The sequence below is a fragment of the Sanguibacter sp. A247 genome, assembly GCF_052324925.1.
GTDB lineage: Bacteria > Actinomycetota > Actinomycetes > Actinomycetales > Cellulomonadaceae > Flavimobilis.
The window spans coordinates 826,840-846,127 of record NZ_JBQPRE010000001.1 but is presented as its reverse complement, the minus strand read 5'-3'; the positions used below and the strand labels follow the sequence as shown (position 1 = coordinate 846,127).

General features: G+C 71.9%; 17 protein-coding genes. 7 read left to right on the top strand and 10 right to left on the bottom strand.

Annotated elements, in window-relative coordinates; genetic code table 11:
- Positions 1 to 8: 8 nt before the first annotated feature.
- Both ACTVCO_RS03715 and ACTVCO_RS03710 read right to left on the bottom strand, forming a co-directional pair.
- A complete protein-coding gene (locus ACTVCO_RS03715; RefSeq protein WP_443727034.1) occupies positions 9 to 1,361 on the bottom strand; it encodes an AAA family ATPase in 1,353 nt (450 codons plus the stop codon).
- On the bottom strand, positions 1,358 to 2,101 hold the full coding sequence (locus ACTVCO_RS03710; RefSeq protein WP_443727033.1) for an SAF domain-containing protein: 744 nt from the start codon (positions 2,099 to 2,101) through the stop codon (positions 1,358 to 1,360). Before ACTVCO_RS03710 ends, ACTVCO_RS03715 begins: the two co-directional genes overlap by 4 nt.
- Positions 2,102 to 2,221: 120 nt before the next feature.
- Between ACTVCO_RS03710 and ACTVCO_RS03705 the strand changes: the two genes are divergently transcribed.
- Positions 2,222 to 2,422 (top strand): helix-turn-helix domain-containing protein, encoded by a 201-nt coding sequence (locus ACTVCO_RS03705; RefSeq protein WP_443727032.1) that lies wholly within the window; start codon positions 2,222 to 2,224, stop codon positions 2,420 to 2,422.
- Positions 2,423 to 2,519: 97 nt separating this feature from the next.
- Here ACTVCO_RS03705 and ACTVCO_RS03700 read toward each other — a convergent pair whose 3' ends face one another.
- On the bottom strand, positions 2,520 to 3,068 hold the full coding sequence (locus tag ACTVCO_RS03700) for a hypothetical protein (RefSeq protein WP_443727031.1): 549 nt from the start codon (positions 3,066 to 3,068) through the stop codon (positions 2,520 to 2,522).
- A gap of 94 nt (positions 3,069 to 3,162) precedes the next feature.
- Between ACTVCO_RS03700 and ACTVCO_RS03695 the strand changes: the two genes are divergently transcribed.
- The gene (locus ACTVCO_RS03695; RefSeq protein WP_443727030.1) at positions 3,163 to 4,062 is read left to right on the top strand and encodes a LysM peptidoglycan-binding domain-containing protein; all 900 of its coding nucleotides are present in this window, start codon (positions 3,163 to 3,165) and stop codon (positions 4,060 to 4,062) included.
- 47 nt (positions 4,063 to 4,109) lie between these two features.
- Positions 4,110 to 4,586 carry an Rv3235 family protein gene (locus ACTVCO_RS03690; protein ID WP_443727029.1) on the top strand — a complete coding sequence of 159 codons (477 nt, stop codon included), beginning with the start codon at positions 4,110 to 4,112 and terminating at the stop codon, positions 4,584 to 4,586.
- Between the two features lie 92 nt (positions 4,587 to 4,678).
- Here ACTVCO_RS03690 and secA read toward each other — a convergent pair whose 3' ends face one another.
- From secA to mtrA, 7 genes are all read right to left on the bottom strand, one after another.
- Positions 4,679 to 7,432 (bottom strand): preprotein translocase subunit SecA, encoded by a 2,754-nt coding sequence (gene secA / locus ACTVCO_RS03685; RefSeq protein ID WP_443727028.1) that lies wholly within the window; start codon positions 7,430 to 7,432, stop codon positions 4,679 to 4,681.
- 100 nt (positions 7,433 to 7,532) lie between these two features.
- Positions 7,533 to 8,789 (bottom strand): winged helix-turn-helix domain-containing protein, encoded by a 1,257-nt coding sequence (locus ACTVCO_RS03680; RefSeq protein ID WP_443727027.1) that lies wholly within the window; start codon positions 8,787 to 8,789, stop codon positions 7,533 to 7,535.
- Between the two features lie 131 nt (positions 8,790 to 8,920).
- On the bottom strand, positions 8,921 to 9,529 hold the full coding sequence (gene hpf / locus ACTVCO_RS03675) for a ribosome hibernation-promoting factor, HPF/YfiA family (protein ID WP_443727026.1): 609 nt from the start codon (positions 9,527 to 9,529) through the stop codon (positions 8,921 to 8,923).
- Between the two features lie 186 nt (positions 9,530 to 9,715).
- On the bottom strand, positions 9,716 to 10,495 hold the full coding sequence (locus ACTVCO_RS03670) for a ComF family protein (protein ID WP_443727025.1): 780 nt from the start codon (positions 10,493 to 10,495) through the stop codon (positions 9,716 to 9,718).
- An 81-nt stretch (positions 10,496 to 10,576) separates the two neighbouring features.
- On the bottom strand, positions 10,577 to 12,448 hold the full coding sequence (locus tag ACTVCO_RS03665; protein WP_443727024.1) for an LpqB family beta-propeller domain-containing protein: 1,872 nt from the start codon (positions 12,446 to 12,448) through the stop codon (positions 10,577 to 10,579).
- Positions 12,445 to 14,136, bottom strand: a complete 1,692-nt coding sequence (mtrB, locus tag ACTVCO_RS03660) for an MtrAB system histidine kinase MtrB (RefSeq protein ID WP_443727023.1) — start codon at positions 14,134 to 14,136, stop codon at positions 12,445 to 12,447. The genes ACTVCO_RS03665 and mtrB overlap by 4 nt, the downstream gene beginning before the upstream one ends.
- Complete coding sequence (mtrA, locus tag ACTVCO_RS03655; RefSeq protein WP_443727022.1) at positions 14,133 to 14,816, bottom strand: MtrAB system response regulator MtrA; 684 nt, start codon at positions 14,814 to 14,816, stop codon at positions 14,133 to 14,135. Before mtrA ends, mtrB begins: the two co-directional genes overlap by 4 nt.
- A gap of 139 nt (positions 14,817 to 14,955) precedes the next feature.
- Between mtrA and ACTVCO_RS03650 the strand changes: the two genes are divergently transcribed.
- From ACTVCO_RS03650 to ACTVCO_RS03635, 4 genes are read left to right on the top strand one after another with little or no spacing between them, the layout of a single operon-like run.
- Positions 14,956 to 16,239 carry a glycerophosphoryl diester phosphodiesterase membrane domain-containing protein gene (locus tag ACTVCO_RS03650; protein ID WP_443727021.1) on the top strand — a complete coding sequence of 428 codons (1,284 nt, stop codon included), beginning with the start codon at positions 14,956 to 14,958 and terminating at the stop codon, positions 16,237 to 16,239.
- A 1-nt stretch (position 16,240) separates the two neighbouring features.
- Positions 16,241 to 16,909 carry a DUF4129 domain-containing protein gene (locus ACTVCO_RS03645; protein WP_443727020.1) on the top strand — a complete coding sequence of 223 codons (669 nt, stop codon included), beginning with the start codon at positions 16,241 to 16,243 and terminating at the stop codon, positions 16,907 to 16,909.
- The gene (locus ACTVCO_RS03640) at positions 16,906 to 18,150 is read left to right on the top strand and encodes a DUF4350 domain-containing protein (protein WP_443727019.1); all 1,245 of its coding nucleotides are present in this window, start codon (positions 16,906 to 16,908) and stop codon (positions 18,148 to 18,150) included. The genes ACTVCO_RS03645 and ACTVCO_RS03640 overlap by 4 nt, the downstream gene beginning before the upstream one ends.
- Entirely contained in the window at positions 18,147 to 19,253 is a 1,107-nt protein-coding gene (locus ACTVCO_RS03635) for an AAA family ATPase (protein ID WP_443727018.1), read from the top strand. Before ACTVCO_RS03640 ends, ACTVCO_RS03635 begins: the two co-directional genes overlap by 4 nt.
- The last annotated feature ends 35 nt before the right edge of the window (positions 19,254 to 19,288 follow it).

Here is a 19,288-nt window from a genome sequence, read left to right as displayed (position 1 = left end):
AGGCCCAGTCAACCACCGGCGACGCTCGCTCCGGCGGCGGCGTGCCGGGTGAGCGCGGCGCGGCGACGTTCGAGCAGCTCCTCAGCGAGCGTCACGTAGACACGCCGCACGGGCGATCCGGGGGCATGCTCCGCGAGCGTGCCGCCCGCAAGGAGGGCAGCGTCGAGCGCGGCCGCGTCATCGGGAACGATGTGGTCGGGCCGGACGCCCGCGTAGCGGCCGAGAGCATCAGCGAGGACGGCCGCGGGCCGCCCGCCCGTGACCGAGGCCCTTGCGCGCGTGAGGACGAGGGTGCGGTCCCGCGTGAGCGCGGGGATCTCGGCGAGGTCGCCGAGCGCGTGGACGAGCCGCTGCACCGCGACCGGGTCGCTCCCGCCCACGATGACGACGGTGTCAGCCGCCGCGAGCGCGCTGAGCGTGGCGGCGTTCCGTTGGGGTGCTCGCGTGTCATAGCTGAGCGCCTCGTCGTGCTCGAGAGGCGCGGCGACGTCGACGACGACGATGTCCGCGACGTCGCGCGCAGCCTGCCACACCGAGGCGAGCGCGGCCGACGAGAGCTCGGGCCAGCGGGCGGCGCGGGCGATTCCCGTCAGCACGTGAAGCGGTCCGACCTGCGGCGCGAGGCCCGCAAGGACCGCGGGGCCGAGCCGACCTTGACCCGCGGCGCGCACCGCGAGCGCAAGGCCCGAGGACTCGTCGAGGAGCGCGAGCTGTTGCGCGACCGAGGGGGCGTGGGAGTCGGCGTCGACGAGCAGGACGCGCGGGGTCTCGTGCCCGATCTGCCGCGGCCGGTGCGCCGCGAGCTCCGCCGCGAGGTTGACCGCGGTTGTCGTGCGGCCCGGCGAGCCCGCCGGGCCCCACACGACGACGAGATGTCCGGGGACGCGTCGTGGGTCGCCGCCCGGCAGGAGAGGGCCTGCCTCCGCGTCATCCTCTCGGGAGCGCTGCGTCGTCATCTCGGAGGGTCCAGCACGGCGGGTCGTGGCGCCCAGCCGAGCGCCGAGCGTGTCGTCGAGGAGCCCGGCTGGTACGACGTGGTCGACGCCGAGCGCCCAGGCGCGCGAGGCGTCCGCCGTGCCGGCCTCGTCCGCCCCCGGGACGAGCGCGACGACGATCGCGCCGCACGCGTGCAGCCGCGCGACGATGTCACGGTCGAGCTGGTCGCCCGGGCCACGGTCGAGGCTCACGAGGACGACCTCTCCCGTGCCTGACTCGACGAGGCCGAGCAGCTCGATGAGGTGGGCGCACCGGCGCACGAGCCGGACGGGTGCACGAGTCCCTGCGAGCGCCGTCGCCACCGCGTCCTCGTGGTCGGGGCCGACCGCGCACAGGACGTCGCGGGGGCGCGTCGAGCCGCTCACGGGGCCGGCTTGGCGTCGGGCTGCGTCGCGCCGTCCGCCCCGGCCGAGCCGGCGGGTGCATCGGCCGCGGCGGGCGCGGGCCCGACCGGTGCCGCCACGAGCGCAAGCGCCCCGTCAGCCGAGAGCGCCGCGAGCACCTGCGGCAGCTCGGCCTCAGCGACGCGCACCTCGACGGTCGTGCCCGTGCCGAGGCCGCTTCCGAACGCTCCCGTCTCGGCGGTGACGGCGGTGACGTCGAGGCCATGAGCAACCGCGTGCGGAACAGGCTGCGCGGCGTCCCCCCGGGCGTCGCGGGTCGCGGGCTCGGGCAGGACCCACAGGTCGACGAGTCCCCCGACAAGGACGTCCGCCGGGAGCGGACCCGGGATCCCCATGGCCACGGTCCGCAACCCAGCAGTCGCCTCGGCCACGAGGAGCGCGCTCGGGATGAGCTCACCCGCCCCGACGGGTCGGGACAGGACCGCGCCGTCGATCGCCGCAGACGCGCTCAGGTACCTCTCGGACGTCTCACCGAGCGCAACCTCGACAGTGCGCACGTCGGCTGCCGTGAGTACGTGGCCGGCCGGCAAGTCTGTGAGGGCCGCCACGACCGGCTCGGTCTGCCGCGCCACGCGGACGGACCAGGAGCCGAGCGCGACCGAGGCCGCGACGAGGAGGACGCCGACGACGAGGCGGGGATCCTTCCACCCGGGTCGCTGAAGACGGAGCGCGGGGGCTCCGGGGGCGGCAGGTCTGTTCACAATGCTCCCTCTCGCGGCATGGACATCGCTGACATCTTTCCCGGATGACAGCGATCCGCAAGCGGAGCGCGCGCCTGTGGACAGTGATGGGACGGGCGCGCTTCGTGGTTGGATAGCCGCATGGCACCCCGCTTCATCACCCTTGCGGACGTCGCGACCGAGCTCGCGATCAGCGCCGACCAGGCCTACGCGCTCGTGCGCTCGGGAGACCTCCCCGCGATCCAGATCGGTGGCCGGGGGCAGTGGCGCATCGAGGTGGCCGAGCTCGACAAGTTCGTCGCCCGCAAGTACGACGAGACCAAGGCGAAGATCCAGGGCTGAGCCCGCCGGCCCCGCACCGCCCCGTGCACGGGGCTGTCCGCACGGGGCTGTCCGCACGGGTCCGCGCACCTGTGTCGGCCCCCGCCGGGCCGCGGGGCTACCGTGCCTGATCAGCGACGAGCACGATCGCCCCGACGGGCACGACCGTGAGGCCCGGGCCGTCGCCCCGGTCCCGTTCACCCCATGCCGGCGCGGCCACGAGATCGATGTGGTCCGCACCGACGCGGTCGATCCGGCCCACGAGCGAGGTGTGGCGCGTGCGCACGTGGACGATCGCGCGGTCGCGCGCGAGCCCACGGAGCACGTGCCCGAGGGAGAGCCGCGAGGCGACCCCGGCCGTCGGCGCCGAGACGCCGGGGCCCAGACCGCGCACGTGGTCGACGGTCTCGTTCCTCACGACGACCTGGTGCCCAGCGACGCTCAGCAGCACCCACTCGGCCGCGACGTCCTCAACCCGTCCCGTCACGGGATCCCCCACGCACACGTGGAGCGTGACCTCGGTGCCGATCGCGGCGTGAATGCGGTCGACGAGCGTTGAGCCCGCGGCGTACGCGCGCGTGAGCTCCGCGACGTCGGCGTCGCGCGCCTCACGATCGTCGGCATCGAGCTGGGCAGAGAGGTCGGCAAAGAGGTGCGTCCACCGCATGACGACACGGTAGCCAGTCCCGAGCGGCTGCGCTCACCGTCCACATGGTGACGTTCCGGTGGACAACCCGGCGACCGGGGTGTTCCATCGTCCCATGCCTCCGCCCATCGAATCGCCTCAACGCCCATCAACGCCGAGCGAAACGGATCATCGCGGGCGTTCCGTCGGCGCCGCCGTCCGTGCCCTCGTCCTCGCCGTGGTGCTCCTCGGCCTCGCGGCGGGGCTCGCCCTGAGCGCGTTCTCCGCCGCGCAGCGGGGCCTCGACGCAAGCACAGCGGTTCAGACGGCCGCCGGTGCCGCGGGTGCGATCGTTGCGTTCCGCGCGTCACTGTGGTCGCTCGTCGCCGCGCTCGTCAGCGCCGCCGACGGAACGAGCCGCTGCGCGCAGCGCGCCGAGGCCGCGCTCCGCGAGCGCGCTCCGCTCCTCGCTCGCAGGCTGCTCATCGGGGCGGCCGGGGCCTCGCTCGTCCTCGCGCCGCTGCCCGCGTCCGCGGTGGCCTGGTCGTCCGACGGCACCGCGTCCGGGGCGGCCGCGGCCGAGGCTGCCGCGGCCGGGGCGCCAGGGTCCGAGGCAGCCGCGTCGGCCGCGTCGGCCGCACAGCTCCTCGCATGGCCGTCACAGGCTGCACCGACCACGTCCGCAACCGAGTCCGCGCCCTCCCTCACACCGACACAGACGACCGCGCGGACCCCGCGACCCGCCCGCACAGCGGCGCCCGCGGCCGCACGCACCGAGACCGCTCCCCGCGCGTCGGGCACCCGCGTCACAGTCCACGCCGGCGACACGCTCTGGGGACTCGCGGCCGCCGCCCTCCCCCACGCCTCGCAGGCCGATCTCGTCGCGGCCTGGCCCGAGCTCCACGAGCACAACCGCAAGGCAATCGGCTCCAACCCACATCTCCTCATGCCGGGCACCCGGATTGAGATCCCCGCCGCCACCGATGACGGCCGCACGTTCAACACGTCCGACACCACTCGACCGGAGCACCGATGACGACGACACTGAGCCCGCGCCCCACCCACCCGAGGTCCACTCTCCTCGTGCCTGGCCGCGCTCGCGATCTCGCGATCGCCGCACCCACGTCCGCACCAGCTCCCGAGCCCCTCGCCGCGACCGCGCCACCCCGCGCACGCAGCGAGAGCGTGCCGAACGCTCCCGTGCCCGCGCATATGCCCGGCCGCAGCGCGGGGCGCCCGTCCGACCCGACAGCACTCGCGTGCTCGATCGCGCAGGCCGTCGTCGAGGCCCTGCGTGGCGTGAGACCGCTCGCCCAGCTCACCCGCTGGCTCGCACCCGAGGTTCACTCCGCCGTCGCCACTCGCTGCTCCGTGACGCTCGCCTCCGGCCCGGGCTCGACCCGGCCCGCACGCGTACGACGAGCGCGCGTCCACCGGGTCGACGACCACGCGGCCGAGGCGACCGTCGTCATCGAAGATCTTGACCGCGTACGCGCCGCGGCCCTCCGCCTCGAACACATTCGCGGCGCCTGGCGCGTGACCGCGCTCGTCCTCGGATGACGCGCACGCCCCGCCGCAGCAGACACCAGAGGGCGCCCGGTCGATGACCGGGCGCCCTCTGTCACGTTCCGCCGGGGTTCACCCGGCCGACGTCACTTCTTCTTGCGGGCCTTCGCCGCGCGACGACGCTCCTCACGGTTGCCCGAGCCCACAGCGTCACCGTCGACCGTCTCCGCCTCACCCAGCGCGCTCGGCGCCGAGTACTGCAGCGGAACACGCTGACCCGGACCGTCCAGGCCCTTGGCGACGAGCTTCGTCGCAGGACGGTTCGCAGCGTCCTCGGCCTCCGCGTCGAGCGAGTCGAGATCGATCTCTGCATCCTCGACCTCGCCACCCTCCTCGACGGGGGTAACGCTCACCTCAAGGTTGAAGAGGTACGCGACCGACTCCTCCTTGATGGCCTCGGTCATCGACTGGAAGAGCTGGAAGCCCTCGCGCTGGTACTCGATGAGGGGGTCGCGCTGCGCCATGGCGCGCAGCCCGATGCCCTCCTTGAGGTAGTCCATCTCGTAGAGGTGCTCGCGCCACTTTCGGTCGAGGACCGACAGCACGACCCGCCGTTCGAGCTCGCGAACGTTGTCGGAACCCAGCTGCTGCTCCCGGCCCGCGTACGCGACCCGGGCGTCGCCCTTGAGCTCGTCAGCGAGGAACTCACGCGAGATGGCCTCGCGGCCACCAGCCTCTTCAGCCACGTCGTCGACCGTGATCGAGACCGGGAAGATCGCCCGGAGACCCGTCCACAGCGTGTCGAGGTCCCACTCGTCAGGCGTCCCCTCGGCGGTTGCGCCCTCGACGTACCCGCCGATGACATCACCGAGGAAGTGCTGGATCTGCTCGCCCATGTCCTCACCCTCGAGGACACGACGACGCTCGTCGTAGATGACCTCGCGCTGACGCGACATGACATCGTCGTACTTGAGGACGTTCTTGCGGATCTCGAAGTTCCGCGCCTCGACCTGCGTCTGCGCCGACTGGATCGAGCGCGAGACCATCTTCGACTCGAGCGGCATGTCGTCCGGGAAGCCGGCACGCGTCATCATCGACTCGGCAAGACCCGAGGAGAACAGACGCATGAGCTCGTCCTGCATCGACAGGTAGAACCGCGACTCGCCCGGGTCACCCTGACGACCGGAACGACCGCGCAGCTGGTTGTCGATACGCCGGGACTCGTGCCGCTCTGTGCCCAGGACGTAGAGGCCACCGAGCTCGACGACCTCGTCGTGCTCCGCCTTGACCGAGGCCTCGCACTCCGCGAGAACCGTCGGCCACGCCTCGTTGTACTCGTCCTCGTTCTCGACCGCGTCGAGCCCCAGTGCTGCCATGCGGTCGTGCGCAAGGAACTCGACGTTGCCACCGAGCATGATGTCGGTTCCACGCCCGGCCATGTTCGTCGCGACCGTCACGGCACCCTTACGGCCCGCCATCGCGACGACCTGCGCCTCACGCTCGTGGTGCTTGGCGTTGAGGACCTCGTGCGGGACGCCCTGCTTCTTGAGCGCCTCCGAGAGGAGCTCAGACTTCTCGACGCTCGTCGTGCCCACGAGGACCGGCTGGCCCTTGGCGTGTCGCTCGACGATGTCGGCGACGACGGCCGTGAACTTGCCCGACTCGTTCTTGAAGACGAGGTCAGGCTGGTCGATGCGCTGCATCGGACGGTTCGTCGGGATCGGGACGACGCCGAGCTTGTAGGTGCCCTGGAACTCGGCGGCCTCGGTGTCGGCGGTTCCCGTCATGCCCGAGAGCTTTCCGTACATGCGGAAGTAGTTCTGGAGCGTGATCGTCGCGAGAGTCTGGTTCTCAGCCTGGATCGCGACGCCCTCCTTCGCCTCGATCGCCTGGTGCATGCCCTCGTTGTAGCGGCGTCCCGGGAGGACACGACCCGTGTGCTCATCAACGATGAGGACCTCGCCCTTGACGACGATGTAGTCCTTGTCGCGCTTGAAGAGCTCCTTGGCCTTGATCGCGTTGTTGAGGAAGCCGATGAGCGGGGTGTTGAGCGACTCGTACAAGTTGTCGATGCCGAGGTAGTCCTCGACCTTGGCGATGCCCGGCTCGAGCACACCGATCGTGCGCTTCTTCTCGTCGACCTCGTAGTCGACCTCTGCCGTGAGGCGACGCACGACCTTGGCGAACTCGCCGTACCACTTGTTCGCGTCACCTGACGCGGGCCCCGAGATGATGAGCGGGGTCCGGGCCTCGTCGATGAGGATCGAGTCGACCTCGTCGACGACCGCGAAGAAGTGACCGCGCTGGACGAGGTCGTCCGCGGACCACGCCATGTTGTCGCGCAGGTAGTCGAAGCCGAACTCGTTGTTCGTGCCGTAGGTGATGTCCGCCGCGTACTGCTGACGGCGCTCGCTCGGGTCCATCGACGACAGGATGCAGCCAGTCGACATCCCGAGGAAGCGGAAGACGCGGCCCATGAGCTCGCTCTGGTACTGCGCGAGGTAGTCGTTCACCGTGACGACGTGGACGCCCTTGCCCGCGAGGGCGTTGAGGTAGGCGGGCAGCGTCGCGACGAGCGTCTTGCCCTCACCGGTCTTCATCTCAGCAATGTTGCCGAGGTGCAGCGCCGCACCACCCATGAGCTGGACGTCGAAGTGACGCTGGCCGAGCGTGCGTCGCGCCGCCTCGCGCACCGCGGCGAACGCCTCGGGCATGAGGTCGTCGAGCGTCTCGCCCTCGGCGAGGCGCGCGCGGAAGCGCGCGGTCTCTTCGCGGAGCTCTTCGTCGGAGAGCGCTGTGAAGCTGTCCTCGAGTCTGTTCACCTGGGCAGCGACGCCCGACAGCTTCTTGAGGATGCGCCCTTCGCCGAGGCGGAGGACCTTCTCGAGGATCGCAGCCACGCGCCACTCCCGAATCGTTGAGGTTGAGGCCACCGACAAGGACGACGACGGCATACGCGCCCATCCTATGCGCGGACGAGCCCCCTAGGTCACACCGGAGTCACGGTGCTACGCGCAGAGCGGACACGAGATCACCCTGCGCCGCATCGGGGACCACGACGGTCGAGGCTCCCAACCACGTACCGAGCCGCGCGAGCTCGCTCGCCACGACCTCACGGAGATCGAGGGTTGCCCCCACCCCCGTGCCGGGGAGGCGCCCGGGTTCGTGGAACGCGCCGAGCACCTCGAGCGCACCGGCCCGCCGGTCGAGACGGAGATCGAGCCGCGCGACGAAGCGATCACCCACGAGCAGCGGCAACGCGTAGTAACCGAACGTGCGCCTGTGCGCGGGCGTGTAGATGCCGATCCGGTAGTCGACGCCGAAGAGCGCGGCGAGGCGCGGCCGGAACCACACGAGCGGGTCGAACGGGCTCACGAGCGTCGTGGCCTGCGCAGCGCCCGGCAGGCGCGCGTCCCGGTGCAGATACGTGGGCGCCTCCCAGCCGCGCACGGTGACGCGCCGCAGGATGCCCTCCTCGACGAGGGACGCGAGCGCGACCGCGACCTCCGGGCCGCGCAGCCGAAAGTAGTCCCGGAAGCACGCGAGGGTCCCGACGCCGTGAGCACGCGCCCCGATCTCGAGCAGGCCCCGCACGCACGTGGCGTCGTCTGGCTCCTCAGCGAGGGCGAGAGCGGGCAGGACACGCTCGGGAAGGTCGTACAGCCGCTCGAACGTCGCGGTGCGACCAGCGACCGCGACCCCGCCCGTCGTGAGCAGATGCTCGAGGCAGCGCTTGGCGACCGTCCAGTTCCACCCCCACTCCGTGCGCGGGCCACGCGGGTGCTCGTGCTCGACGGCGTCCTGGACCCCCGCCGCGCTCACCGGACCGAGCTCGGCGACGAGCTCGCGCACGCGCGTCACGACCTCCGGGTGCGTGCGCGCGACCGACGAGATGTTCGACCATGCGTAGTCCTGGGCTCGGCGGCGCCTCACGGCGAGCAGCGGGTAGGTCCCGACCGGGATGAACGACGCCTCGTGCGCCCACGTCTCGACGAGCCGGCGCGGGGCCCGGCCCGCGGCACGGTCGAGCGCCGTGACGTCATGGGCGCCGAACCTCGAGTACGTCGGCATGTGGTGAGCGCGTGCGAGCACCTGGACCGAGTCGATCTGCGTGAGCCCCCGGGCCGCGACCGAACGCGCGAGCGCGGCCGGGCCGAGCCCAGGCGTCGCGAGCGGGCTCGGGCGATGCAGCCCCTGCGCCGCGAGAGCGACCCGGCGGGCCTCAGCGAGAGAGAGCTGTTCACGAGAGATCGGCACCCGTCGATCGAACCATGAACCTGCGACAGTGCGCGGCTCAGACGAGAGTGGACGAGTTCGGCCCCGGTCCACCGGACCGGGGCCGAACCCGTTGCGCACGTGCCGTGCTGCTACGCATCGGCGACGAGTGGCTACGAGACGTCGAGCTCGATGACGCCGTACGACCACCCGCGACGGTTGTAGACGGCCGAGGGGCGGCCCGTCTCGGAGTTGACGAACAGATAGAAGTCGTGACCGACGAGCTCCATCTCGTAGAGCGCCTCATCGATCGTCATGGGCCTGCCCGCGTGAACCTTCTGGCGGATGAGCACGGGCGAGTCGCCAAGCGTGGACTCCGCCGTCTCGCCGACGGAGAGAGGGCCCGTGGGAGCCTCCGGCTCGGCGGGCGGCTCCGTGTAGGGCCGAACGTCGACGGGCTCCACGATCATGTTCCCGCGGTGATCCTTACGGCGGTCACGGACCCGGCGAAGACGCTCGAACAGCTTGGCGGTGGCGAGGTCGAGCGCCGCGTAGCGGTCATCCGCTGCGGCCTCGGCCCGCACGACCGGTCCCTTGTCACGCACGGTGAGCTCGACGCGCTCCCGCACATCGGCAAGCCGGGGGTTCTTCTCCTCCGTGACCTCGACCTCGATCCGCTGGGCGCGTGGCGCCAGCTGCGAGACCTTGCTGAGCTTCTCCTCGACGTGTCGGCGAAAACGCTCGGGCACCTCTGTGTGCCGGCCGACGATCGCGATCTCCATGTGAGCCTCCGTTGTGGGCTGGCGAACGCTCCCTACCGGAGCGCTCGCGGACTGTCGTCAGGTGGTGGGCCACGGGGGCCTCGAGGTCCGATCACCTCCTTGACGAGTCGTCTGTCGCCCCACCCGTTCGCACCGCGGACAGTCGTCGTCCGGTGTGAGATCCAGGTGGGCTGGCTCACCACGACCCTATCCCGTCGCACCCCCTCCCCGCAGCACCTTGGTCCCTGGCGCCGCCTCCCCCAGAGGCCCTGCAGCCGCCGAGGTCGGCGTCGCCGCCAGCACGGCCGCGCCGACGACGCAGTGGCCCGCCTCCGCGAGCGCGTCCTGGGCGGCTGCGAGCGTCGCCCCCGTCGTGAGGACATCATCGACCAGGACGACGGGCGCGTCCGTGTTCGGTGCGCGCGCACGGTGCGCGCCCGCGAGGTTGTGAGCTCGCGCATCGCGGCCAAGCCCCGCCTGGTCGCGGACGCCGAGGCGCCGGCGCAGGGCGCCAGCCTCGCCGCGGGCATCGACGCCCGCCGCGCGGAGGCCGGCGACGAGCCCTGCGGCGAGGCCCTCGACCGGGACACAGCCGCGCCGCATGGTCGAGCGCGTCGAGGACGGTACGGGAACGATGACGAGTCCGTCCCGGCTGACGACCGAACTCACCGCGGGAGCGAGCGCGCGCCCCGCGTGCTCCATCGCCCGAGCAAGAGCCGCATCGACGTCGCGGCGGGCGCCGTCCTTCCAGGCGACGACCAACCTGTGCAGGTCACCGTGCAGAACCCCCAGCGTCCACACGGGGAGGACGGGTCGACCATCGGTCCGCTCGAGCCGCGGCGCACCGGCCTCGCAGCGCCACGGGCTCCCCAAAAGGCGCGCGCACGACTCGCACAGCACGACGCCCCGTGCCTCGCACCCCGCGCACGCGAGCGGCACGACGAGGTCGCTCAGCCGCGCCCAGGGGCGCCAGGCGTTCGGGTTCACCCGGTCATCGTCGGACCGGGGCGGACGCACGCGCGCACGCGTGTGGACGAGCCCGCGTTCACGGTCCCTGTGGGCGGCCTCTCAGCCCGGGTACGTGAGGAAGCGAACCCCCAGGACGACGGGCGACCAGTTCGTTCCTGTCGCACCGCGGCCGAAGACCTCGCCGGTCGACGTCTCGACGTAGACGGCACGGCGGCCACGGCCCGCAGTGAGCGCGACGACGTCGTCGACCGTCGACATCGCCTCGCTCGTCCCGCCGATCGGGACGACGAACGCAGCCAGGTGCGCGGCGCCCATGGGCGCTCCCAGCACGACGAGAGTGGACTCGTCGACCCAGTCGACGTCGGTCACCGTCGTGAGCGACGCACCACCGCTCACGGGCGTCGTCAGCCCGGTCGGGGTGCCGTCGGGGGCCCGAACGATGCCCGAGACGAAGATGCGGGACGTCGTGGGTCCGCCCACGACGAGCGCGACGCGCGCGCCGTCGCGCGAGACCCGCAGCGCCACGACCTTGTTGTCCTCGAGCCACGGCGCCTCGAGCAGCGTGGGCTCCTCGCGCCCCGGCGTGAGGACCGTGAGCGCCGCGGGCGTCGCACCGTCAGCGGTCCACACCCGAGCCGTGCGGTCGACCGAGGGGACGATGAGCTCGGTCCCCTGGAGGATCGGCACCGGTGCCGAGCCGTCCGCCGAGAGCCGCACGATCTGCTGCGTGCCGAGGCGCGCGACGAGCGTCCTGCCGTCGGCCGACACCGCGAGCCCCGTGACATCACGGCCCGTGAGAGGCGCCACGCCCTCGAACGCGACGAGCTCGCGGCCCTCAAGACGCACGACGGCGCTGTCCTCCGTCCGCAGCGCGACCGGCGAGCCACCGGGCGACGGGTCTCGTTCGATCGTCAGCGGCGTCGCACCCGTGAGCGGGACCCCACCGACCAAGAGATCCACCCCGGCGATACCGAGCGGCCGCAGCGTCGCATCGATCTGCGCCGCGAGCAGCGAACGCTGCCGCGCGTCAGCCGCGAGCACCTGCTGACTGAGGTCGACGTCGACACGGCCCGCCAGGCCCGGACGCACCCCCTCGACCGAGAGCGTCGTCCCCGCCGGGGCGCCCGTGACGACGACGTCGCGCAAGAGCGGCGAAGGACCGGCCACGAGCGACGCGACAGCGTACGACGCGTGATTCTCACGCGGGAACCAGCGCACCTCGGGGACGAGGAACGCAAGATCGGTCGTCGCGAAGTACACCGACGTCGACTCGTACGCCGCACGGAAGTTCGGTTGGGAGACGAGCAGCCCGTCAGGAACCGCAGAGATGCGCCACTCCCCCTCGACCGTGCGCTCCAGCTCGACCTGAACGTCCTGAACGGCCTCGGGATCGCCCTCGGTGAGGCGCCCCGTCCCGTCGACCGAGGCGGCGACGCGGGCGTGGCCCGTGATCGCAAGGTGAGAAGCCGTCGTGAGGTCGAGCGGCGCCTCGCCTGCGGGCTCGCTCGGAGCATCCCCCGGCGTGCTCGACGCTGCCGCACCCGGCACGACCGCACCCTCGGCCCCGGCTCCGCTCGCACTGCCCGCGTCGCCCGTCTCGTCCTGCGCGGTGCCCGCCGGCGACGGCGCGTACGGGGCGTCGAACGCGAGATCGCCCGCGAACACCGTGATGCCCGTGCGAGGGTCCCACGCGTCGACCGCAGCAGGCGTGAGGAACATCCGCGCGGTCTCGAAGCGGTCGACCGCACCGGCAGCCTGCGCAGTGACAAAACCGCGCACGATCTGCTCGGGGGAGGCGCCCGCCACGGGGCCGTCGATGATGAGGTAGATGGGGTCGAGCTCGTCGGCGACCCCGGTCTCCCCGCGCGAGACGGGGCCCGACGTCGGAAGCGACACGCAGCCCACGAGAAGAGCGGCCGCGAACGCGGTCAGGGTCGCCAACCGGGTGCGACGCCCAGCGGGAGCGGTCACGAGTCCTCCTCATCGTCAGCGAGCACGGGCACCGAAGCCGCACCGTAGCCGCCCGGCGTGCTCATCGGGTCGGAGTGCACCGGATCGCGTGGCTCCGCGCTCTCCGGGACTAGCGGGACGGGCGAGGTGACGAGGCGGATCCCGGCGCGGCGCGGAAGGGTGAGCCGGAACGCGGCCCCCTCCCCCGGCCGCCCCCACGCCTCGAGCCAGCCGCCGTGCAGCCGCGCGTCCTCGAGCGAGATCGCAAGACCCAGGCCCGTGCCACCCGTCGTCCGCGCGCGAGCCGGATCAGCACGCCAGAAGCGGTCGAACACGCGCGAGGCCGCCTCCGGGGTCATCCCGACCCCGAAGTCACGCACGTGGACAGCGACCGCGTGCTCGTCGGAGGCCACCGTCACCTCGACGGGGCCCTCCTCCGCGTGCTCGATCGCGTTGACGAGAAGGTTGCGCACGATGCGCTCGAGGCGCACGGGGTCGACGTCGGCACGCGCCGGCGCGTCCTCGTAGTCGACCGAGAGGAAGACGCCCTTCGCGCTCGCGAGGACGACCGCGTTGTCGACCGCCCGGTCGACGACGTCGCGCACGTCGCGATGCTCCGCATCAAGGGTCGCGGCACCCGCATCGAACCGCGAGATCTCGAGCAGGTCCGCGAGGAGCGACTCGAAGCGGTCGAGTTGGAGCGTGAGAAGCTCCGAGGAACGCCGCACGACGGGGTCGAAGCCGTCACGCGCGTCGTGGATCATCTCGGCAGCCATGCGGATCGTCGTGAGCGGGGTGCGCAGCTCGTGCGAGACGTCCGAGACGAACCGCCGTTGCAGCGCGCTCAGCGCCTCCATCTGCTCGATCTGCCGCTGGAGACTCGCCGCCATCTCGTTGAAGGAACGGCCGAGCGTCGCCATCTCGTCACCGCCCCGCACGGCGAGCCGCTCGCCCAGATGCCCCTCAGCGAGGCGTTCGGCGCTCAGCGCCGCACGCTGGACAGGGCGCACGACCTGCCGCGTCGACACGTACGTGATGACGACGAGGATCGCGATGAGGGCGGTGGCGCCGACGACGAGCACACCCTGGATGAAGCTGAGCGTGTCCTGCTCGGCGGCGAGGGAGTAGACGTAGTACAGCTCGAACGGACCTGCGAGCGGCACCTCGACGAGCGAGCCGACGACGATCCCGGGCTCGGTGGCGCCGTCCTGGCCGCGCACGGGCATCGCGACGGACTGCCACTGCTGGCCGTCCCCGCGGGCGACGGCGCTGCGCAGCGCGTCGGTCACGAGGGGGATGAGGGACTGCGCTGTCGTGATGTCGACGATCCCGGGTGCGACCCGCGCAGCGTCCGTGCGCAGGAGCACGACCTCGCGCGAGCTCGTGCCGCTCGAGCGCAGCTTCGGGAGCATGTCGTTGAGAAGAAGCTGCACCTGCGTCGACGTCGCGGCCGTCGACGTGTCGAACGTCAGCTGCGCCTGCTGGGTCGTGCGCGCCGAGTCGAGCAGAACCTCGGTGAGGCGCTGAGCGAACACGCCGTCACGGATCGATCCCGAGAGGTACCCGCCCAGGACGAAGAGCATGATCGTCCCGACGACGAGCGCCGTCGAGACGACCTTGACCTGGATGGAGCGCCGCCACCGGACGACGAGCCTCCCCAGCGGGCCAGGTGGCGCGGGGATGACGGGGGCGGCGCCCTCGTCGCTCATGCGCCCGAGGCGCCCGCCCGGTAGCCGACGCCACGGACGGTCACGACGATCTCAGGACGCTCGGGGTCGTGCTCGATCTTGGAACGCAGACGCTGGACGTGCACGTTGACAAGACGCGTGTCAGCCGCGTGGCGGTATCCCCACACCTTCTCGAGAAGCACCTCGCGGGAGAAGACCTGCCACGGCTTGCGCGCGAGGGCGACGAGGAGGTCGAACTCGAGCGGGGTCAACGAGATCGCTTCGCCGCCGCGGAGCACGCGGTGGCCCGTCACGTCGATCTCGAGGTCGCCGATCGTCAGCCGCTCGGCCTCGACCTCGTCGTTCCGGCGCAGCCGCGCCCTGATCCGCGCGATGAGCTCCTTGGGCTTGAACGGCTTCGAGACGTAGTCGTCGGCCCCGGCCTCGAGACCGAGGACGACGTCGATCGTGTCGGTGCGCGCCGTGAGCATGATGATCGGAACGCCGGACTCGGCGCGGATGAGGCGGCAGACTTCGTTGCCGTCCTTGCCGGGCAGCATGAGGTCGAGGAGCACCAGGTCAGGCTTGGAAGCCCTGAATGCCGCGAGCGCTCCGTCGCCGTCCGCGCAGAACGACGGCTCGAATCCCTCAGAGCGCAGAACGATGCCGATCATCTCAGCGAGAGCGGTGTCGTCATCAACGACGAGGACGCGTTCCTTCATGCCCGTCAGTCTGCCATCCCCGGAGGGCGCACGGCACGATACTTCCTGCACGGAAGGTGCTGTTCGTGGCACGATGGCGCGTGTCCGCGTGGTGAACGAGCCGACGGACCTCACGCGAACGACCTGGGAGGTCGCACCGATGACGAGCGCAGACGGCGCTGGATGGGGTCAGCCTGACCCCGGGACGGGCGCACCGGGGTCGCGCCCTGGACCGCAGGACCCGCAGTCGCCGCCCGCTCCCCCTCAGTACGGGCAACCGCAGTACGGCCAGCCCCAGTACGGGCAACCCCAGTACGGCCAGCCCCAGTACGGGCAACCCCAGTACGGCCAGCCCCAGTACGGGCAACCCCAGTACGGCCAGCCCCAGTACGGCCAGCCCCAGTATGGGCAACCGCAGTACGGCCAGGGCCCCACCGGCTACGGACCGCCGCAAGGGTTCTCCGGGCCGCCGCCCTCGCTTCGCCCCGGCATCATCTCGCTGCGTCCCCTGAGCCTCGGCGAGCTCTTCGACGGCGCCTTCGGAGCCATCCGCACCAACCCGCGCGTCATGGTCGGGCTGACTACCCTCGTCGTCGCCGTCTCGGTCGCCCTCGGCATCCTGGGCCAGCAGCTCCTCACCAACGCACTGCCGCAGGTCTTCGGCGCAGGGCTGGACACGATCTTCGGTGAGGAGGTCAGCGCCGCAGACATGGAGGAGTTCCGCTCCGCCATGTCGCCCCTCATCTCGACGATCCTGCTCACGCCGGTCATGACATTCGTCATCACCCCCGTCATGGCAGGCCTGCTCACGGTGTCGGTGTCCCGCTCGGTGCTCGGCCACAAGGCGACCGTCGGCGAGACCTGGGCTGCCACCCGCCCCTCGATCTGGCGCCTCATCGGCCTCTCGCTGCTCCTCGGGCTCGGCAGTGCCATCGTCATCGCCGGATCGCTCGCTCTTGTCGTCCTCGGAGCCATCCCGCTCATCGAGAGCACCGACGGGGCAGCCGCCGGCGTCCTGCTCATCCTCGTCCTGTCCCTCGGGCTCATCGTCGGGTTCATGTGGTTCGCCGTCCGCACCATGCTCATGGCGCCCGCCCTCGTGCTCGAACGAGTCTCCATCCGCACGGCGATCTCTCGGGGCTGGACGCTCACACGCGGCGGATTCTGGCGGCTGCTCGGGATCTATCTCCTCGCGCAGGTCGCCGTCGGAATCGTCGGGCAGATCCTCTCGGTCCCCATCGGTCTCATCGGTGGGCTCGCGGGCACGGTCATGCCCCTCGACGCCATGATGATCGCCATCACCGCCTTCTCGCTCCTCGTCACCTACGTCGTGACCATCTCGTTCCTCAGCGCACTCATCGCCCTCATCTACATCGACGTCCGGATGCGACGCGAGGGCCTTGACGTCGAGCTCGCCGCAGCCGCGGCACGCGAGAACTCCTGACGTGCTGCGGCACGTCACGGTCCTCGCGGCCGTCCCCGTCGACCCCGACGCGCCCACCGCGCGCCGGTGGCTCGAGGACGAGCTCGCCAACCCGATCTACCACGAAGGGCCCTCGCTCATCGAGCGCTTCCTCGCGTGGATCACCGAGCGCCTCGAGGCGATCCTCGAGGCCGGAGGCAACATCTCGCCGCTCACCCTCGTCATCGCCGTCGCGATCGTCGCCGCACTCATCGCGGTCGCGGTGTGGATCGCGGGGCCCGCACGGCTCCGCGGCGCGAGGCTCGCCGCAGGCGCGATCGCGGCCGACGACGACACGCGCTCGGCGGAGCAGATGCGCCACGCGTCCGACGACGCCGCGGCCAGAGGCGACCTCACGACTGCTGTCGTCGAACGGTTCCGTGCGATCGTGCGGTCCGCAGAGGAACGCGTCGTCCTCACCGAGCTTCCCGGCCGCACTGCCGACGAAGCCGCGTCCGAGCTGGGTGCCGCCTACCCCACGCTCGAGGTGCGCGTGCGCGCGGCGGCGCGGCTCTTCGACGACACGCTCTACGGCGAGCGCCCCGCCACCGCGGGCCATCTCGCCGAGCTCACCGACCTCGACACGACCCTCGGCGCAGCACGCGCCGTGCCGACTGCCCAGCGTGCCGTCGTCCTCGGGAGGCTCCGATGAGCTCGACGACCACGCCTGCTGGAGCGCCGTCCGTCGTCGTACGCGACGACGCGACCGACACCATGGGTGACGGCACGACCACACGGTCCCGGGCCGCGAGCCGGTGGCGCCAGTGGCGATGGCCGCTCCTCGTCGTCGGCGTCCTCATCCTCGGGATCGTCCTCGTGACGGTCCTCAGCCCGCGACGCAGCACGGTTCCGCTCGACATCGACACGGCGACCGAGCACGGGGCCCGCGCGGTCGCTCAGGTTCTCGGACGTCAGGGCGTCGACGTCGTCCAGACGACGAGCGCGACGGACGCCGTCCGCCGCGCGAGCGACGAGGCCACGGTGGCGATCGTCGGCGATGTCCCGCTCGGCACCGACGCGCTCACGACCCTCGCGACCACACGCGCCGACCTCGTCCTCATCGGCGCCGACCCGGCGGCTGTCGAGCACCTGACGGACGGGCGCGTCGTCGAGGCCTCCTCCGGGACGGTCGCGACCGTTCCTCTCGACGCGGGATGCACGGACCCTGACGCGATCGCGGCGGGACGCATTGCCGTCTCCGGGTCGACGTACACGCTCGAGGGCGCGGGCCAGGCGTGCTTCCCCGTGGCACAGGCCGCGGGCGTCCCGGCCTCAGCCGCCGTCGTCACCGTGGTGCTCGACGACGGACGCCGCATCACCGTGCTCGGCTCAGCCGACCTCGTGACTAACGGGACCGTGACGCACGAGGGCAATGCCGCGCTCGCGCTGCGCACACTCGGCCACCACGGCGACCTCGTGTGGTTCTTGCCCCCGGCCAGCACCACGACAAGCCTGCCGACCGGGGCTCCCAGCCTCTTCGACCTCTTGCCGAGCGCCACGCGCATGCTCACCCTCCTCGCCGCGATCACCGTGCTCACCGCGGTCTTCTGGCGCGGCCGAGGCCTCGGTCCGGTCGTCTCCGAAGAGCTGCCCTCCGAGGTCCGGGCGATCGAGTCCACCTATGGGCGAGGTCGCCTCTACCGACGTGCCGGAGCGCGCGGCCACAGCGCCGCGGCGCTGCGCGCAGGAGCTGCCGACCGCATGGCACGTCGCGTCGGCCTCCCCCGCTCGACGAGCGGTCCCGCTCTCGTCGACGCGATCGCCCGCGCGACCGGACGCTCCCCGCACGAGATCGCGCACGTGTTCCACGGGCCCCCGCCTGCCGACGACGCGGCGTTCGCCGCCCTCATCCACCAGCTGGACCAGCTTGAGAGAGAGGTTGACCGCTCGTGAACGACGAGACCGTCCCGACCCACGGCGCGCCGACGCCCGTCCCGCCCGCTCCCGCGCCCGACGGGTCGCTGCCCTCCGCACCCGCCCCGGCTCAGGCACCCGGTCAGGCGCCGGCGCCAGCGCCCGCGTCCGCACCGGCTCCCGTGGACGACGACGCGCGCCTCCGCCTTGCCCTCGCGGGCGTGCGCGCGGAGGTCGCCAAGGCGGTCGTCGGCCAGGACTCGGCCGTCACGTGCTTGCTCATCGCGCTCCTGTGCCGCGGGCACGTCCTGCTCGAGGGCGTCCCCGGCGTTGCCAAGACACTCCTCGTCCGCACCCTGTCGGCGTCCCTCTCGCTCGAGACCGCGCGCGTCCAGTTCACGCCCGACCTCATGCCCGGCGACATCACCGGCTCGCTCATCTACGACGCACGCACCGCGGAGTTCTCGTTCCGTGAGGGCCCGGTCTTCACGAACCTGCTGCTGGCCGACGAGATCAACCGGACGCCCCCCAAGACGCAGTCCTCGCTGCTCGAGGCCATGGAGGAGCGTCAGGTCTCGGTCGACGGGTCCGCGCGCCCGCTGCCCGACCCGTTCCTCGTCATCGCGACGCAGAACCCGGTCGAGTACGAAGGCACCTACCCGCTGCCCGAGGCACAGCTCGACCGCTTCCTCCTCAAGGTCGTCCTGCCGCTTCCCGAGCGCGACGACGAGGTCGAGATCCTGCGCCGGCACGCGACCGGCTTCTCGCCGCGCGACCTCGCGAGCGCGGGTGTCCACGCGGTCGCCGACGCGGCGATGCTCGACGCCGCCCGCGATCGCGTCGCACGCGTCCAGATCGCTCCCGAGATCCTCACGTACGTCGTCGACCTGTGCCGCGCGACGCGCAGCTCGCCCTCGCTCTCGCTCGGGGTCTCGCCGCGTGGCGCGACCGCGCTGCTGGCCACGTCGCGTGCGTGGGCGTGGCTCGCGGGTCGCGACTACGTGACGCCCGACGACGTCAAGGCGCTCGTCACCGCGACCCTGCGCCACCGCGTCCAGGTGCGTCCTGAGGCCGAGCTCGAGGGTGTGACGGCCGAGTCTGTGCTCGCGACAGTGCTCGCGAGCGTGCCGGTTCCGCGATGACACCTGTGCGACGTTCCTCCGACCATCGGGAGGGG